Source organism: Candidatus Desulfatibia sp., assembly GCF_036446775.1.
Lineage (GTDB): Bacteria > Desulfobacterota > Desulfobacteria > Desulfobacterales > UBA11574 > Desulfatibia_A.
The window spans coordinates 1-3425 of the sequence record NZ_JAZFTO010000153.1 but is presented as its reverse complement, the minus strand read 5'-3'; the positions used below and the strand labels follow the sequence as shown (position 1 = coordinate 3425).

Here is a 3425-nt window from a genome sequence, read left to right as displayed (position 1 = left end):
CCTACAATTACACCTGAAAATGCATTTTGAGAATCGACGTTTTTAGCTATTGGGTACTTTGCTAGGCTATTCGTTTGGTAAGAAATTCGCTCTAGAAAGATTGTTTCTTCAGGAGATAACTTCACTTGACATTGGCGAACGTGCTCCAAAATATTATGGTCTGTTCTAAGCCCTTTTGGCTTACCTTCTATTGATTCGATATGACCATCATAGATGTGCCGTGCCTTTGTTGCATTTTCTATAGCGATGCCGAGGTGAAAAGCCCTTGCGTTGGTCAATGCCATTGTTTTTTGGGCTAATTCTAAGATTTCCCCCTTAGGGACACTGTCTGCACTTTCAGAGAACTTAGTTGATATATCAAAAGCATGGGGAAGTAAAATATGAGACACAAAGAATTGCCGCCGAGATTCTTGAACCCAGCGTGAGTAGTCTGTAAACAATTCGTCGTAACGCGTACTTTCCATATTCTTTTTGAGCCTAACGTCTGAATTAACCGGCGCGCGTCAGCGCGTCCGAGTTGAATGATTTGTTAGGCATCTATTGTTTTATTCTCTCTAGCACAGCCTTTGCCACAGGATCTGATGAAGCCGGATTTTGGCCTGTTATCAAGTTGCCATCAGTAATGGCATATGGATTCCAGTCGTCGGCCTTTGAATAGTTTGCTCCTTTCGCTTTTAACTCATCTTCCAGCAGAAACGGCACAACCTCTGAAAGTTGGACAGCTTCTTCTTCAGTATTGCTAAAACCAGTCACAGACTTCCCCTTTATTAAGGGAGAACCATCTGGGGCTTTGGTGTGACGGAATACCGCAGGTGCGTGACAAACTGCAGCAACCGGTTTCCCGGAAGCATACATTGTCTCAATCAAGGCTATAGAGTTACGATCTTCTGCCAAATCCCACAGTGGACCATGCCCACCAGCATAAAATACCGCATCGTAATCATCAGGTGAAATATCTGATAGTTTCAATGTATTTGCTAGCGCTGCTTGAGCATCATCGTCTCCCTTGAAGCGTTCAGTTGCTTCAGTTTGGAAGTCGGGCTCGTCACTTTTAGGGTCCAGAGGTGGTTGTCCCCCTTCAGGTGAGACAAGTGTGATATCAGCATTTGCGTCCTTGAATATGTAATAAGGAGTAGCAAACTCCTCGAGCCAAAATCCAGTTTTCTGTCCTGTGTTTCCAAGTTGATTATGTGATGTAAGTACAAGGAGTATTTTCATGTAGGTTTCCCTTTTTAATTTCGTATTGCCTAAGTTGACCACCTAACGTTTAAGCTAAGCGGCACAAAAAAGCGCAGCATTTTTGTGTCCGAGTGAACGTAGTGAACGACTTAAGCGCCTTGTTATGCATTACATATCGGCTCCGTTAAAATGACGAATGTGAATCCCTTGAATTTCGTCAAGATTAGCCATACGAAAATTTATTGCTATTCTTGGCGAAGAATCGCCCGGTAGGGTTTGATAATGAGTTATGCAACCACACCTATTGCAATGTACAAACTCGATGCATTTATCATTCCACAAATAACTAGAAGACCCACTTTCACCAATATCAACATCAACCTCAGTAGGCTGATAATACCCCCAGAGAGAATTATATCTTCGGCAGATAGAGCAGTTGCAGATAGTCAGTTCTTTAGGAGAATAATCCGCCTTAATTTTTATATTACTGCAGTGACATTCAATGTTCATTTTATTCACTTAATGCATAACGTTTGAGTTAAGCGGCGGGGCGCAGCCGCAGGCTGTGACACGTCCGCTTGAGCGATTTGTTAGACATTTCCTTAGCCAGATTCTGAGGTATAGGAGCTTAGCTATTTGTACTGTTTTCTAGATCATCAATTCGTTTTTCAAGTTGTAAAATGCGGTGTTTCTGTGACTTAAGATCCATATGAATGAAAATTCCTAGGAGCCCAACAATCATATACACAAATTGTGCCGGTAAAGTTGCAGACGGTTTGAAAAAGTAGATCAACGAAAGAGCGATTAAAACCAAAGACCAATAGCCAACCAAACCGATTGATAGTCGTTTCATTAAACGTTCCCTCCATTATTTGTAAACGAAGACCCGATCAAAAACCAGATTGAATTCATTTCATATGTCTAACGTTCAGTTAACCAGCAGACAAAAGTGGCAAGGGGTTTGCGATTCTTATGCAAACGCCATGTCGCTTTTGTCTGTCCGCGTTTAACGCTTTGTTAGCAGTGATGCTGATAGCTCCGTTAAACATTGACTGTACATTGATAGACCAACGTATTTGGAAGTCATGCTCTAATGTGCGCGAAAAGACATTCAGTTCACCGGCGTCTGAGCCGTTCTACCTTTACTTCGCCACCGACACCCAGGCGGCCGCGGACTTCAACATAATCTCCTGGAGTCGGCGATTTGTCTATGCGTGTGCCAGGACTGATGATTAAATCAAGCCCATCTAGTTGCCAGCGAGGGCCGAGAATCCCGTGCAGACGAACGGTTGCACCTACCGGGACAGCCGCAGGGTTACCTTCAAAATCCCGTGCACCTTGGGTTACCCAATCTTCAATCAGCCGGATTTCGCTGTCTGTTAAATAAGGGGGGCCGTCAAAGGGCATCCTGGGGCGCGCTTGGCCGCGGATTCGCCTGACAAGCTCACTAGCTCCAGCGTTGCCAGGCACTACACGCACACGGTCTGAAATAGAAAGTGTCGCCTTATAGGAAGTCAAACGATAGCCTTCCGGAGCGGGGCCCATCAAGCCCTTTTTTGTATGACATTTTGCGCAACGCTTGGCAAAGATTGGCGCAACGTGACGATAGGAGACCAATTCGCCTGGCAAAGGTAGCGGTGATATTGATTCTGGCGACAACTTCACCTGAGCAACATCACCTTTGGGCATACCGGAGACCACCCAACGCTCAAACATAGCGATTTGTGTATCAGGCAAATACGGTGGGCCAGTCATCGGCATGCGTGGTTGGCTAATTCCTTTGAGACGGCGAATCAATTCGCTCGTAGAGGGATCGCCCGCCTTTACTACTGGCCCTCTTTCGCTACCTTTTAATATCGAGTCGTATTTGTCGAGATGAAGCCCAAGAGGTGCCGCAACGCCGGAATGGCACATGATGCATCGCTTCGCAAATATAGGTGCGAGATCAGCATAGGTAACATTCTCCTCAGACTGAGACCTTGCTTCCTGAATTGATGCAATACACAGAAGAAAGAGTACCCATAAAACCCAAGGTGTTAAAAAAGTTCTTTGGGTACTGTTCTCTATTTTGGCATCCATTGCAAACTTTTCTGAACTCATTTCAGTACTTTTCTCGATTTGACTGCTAACAGTTTACTATACAGAATTATGGATGATATCACACTAGGCAGAAATGATTTATGAGTGTAGTATCCACGGCATGCTTTATCCCAATTTGGAACCGACTGCCCCCTTGCGAATAGCCG

4 protein-coding genes are annotated in these 3425 nt (G+C 44.7%); all 4 read right to left on the bottom strand.

The window, feature by feature from the left end; translation table 11 throughout:
* On the bottom strand, nucleotides 1-464 hold a 464-nt coding region (locus V3S16_RS07645), incomplete at its 3' end, for a hypothetical protein (protein ID WP_413884082.1).
* Nucleotides 465-537: 73 nt separating this feature from the next.
* The gene (locus V3S16_RS07640; RefSeq protein ID WP_413884081.1) at nucleotides 538-1218 is read right to left on the bottom strand and encodes a type 1 glutamine amidotransferase domain-containing protein; all 681 of its coding nucleotides are present in this window, start codon (nucleotides 1216-1218) and stop codon (nucleotides 538-540) included.
* Nucleotides 1219-1807: 589 nt separating this feature from the next.
* Nucleotides 1808-2032, bottom strand: a complete 225-nt coding sequence (locus tag V3S16_RS07635) for a hypothetical protein (RefSeq protein ID WP_413884080.1) — start codon at nucleotides 2030-2032, stop codon at nucleotides 1808-1810.
* A 263-nt stretch (nucleotides 2033-2295) separates the two neighbouring features.
* On the bottom strand, nucleotides 2296-3279 hold the full coding sequence (locus tag V3S16_RS07630) for a c-type cytochrome domain-containing protein (RefSeq protein ID WP_413884079.1): 984 nt from the start codon (nucleotides 3277-3279) through the stop codon (nucleotides 2296-2298).
* Nucleotides 3280-3425: the final 146 nt, after the last annotated feature.

Coding starts and splice junctions, on each gene's coding strand:
- V3S16_RS07635 (WP_413884080.1), bottom strand. CDS start 2,032: ATGAAACGACTATCAATCGGTTTGGTTGGCTATTGGTCTTTGGTTTTA.
- V3S16_RS07630 (WP_413884079.1), bottom strand. CDS start 3,279: ATGAGTTCAGAAAAGTTTGCAATGGATGCCAAAATAGAGAACAGTACC.
- V3S16_RS07640 (WP_413884081.1), bottom strand. CDS start 1,218: ATGAAAATACTCCTTGTACTTACATCACATAATCAACTTGGAAACACA.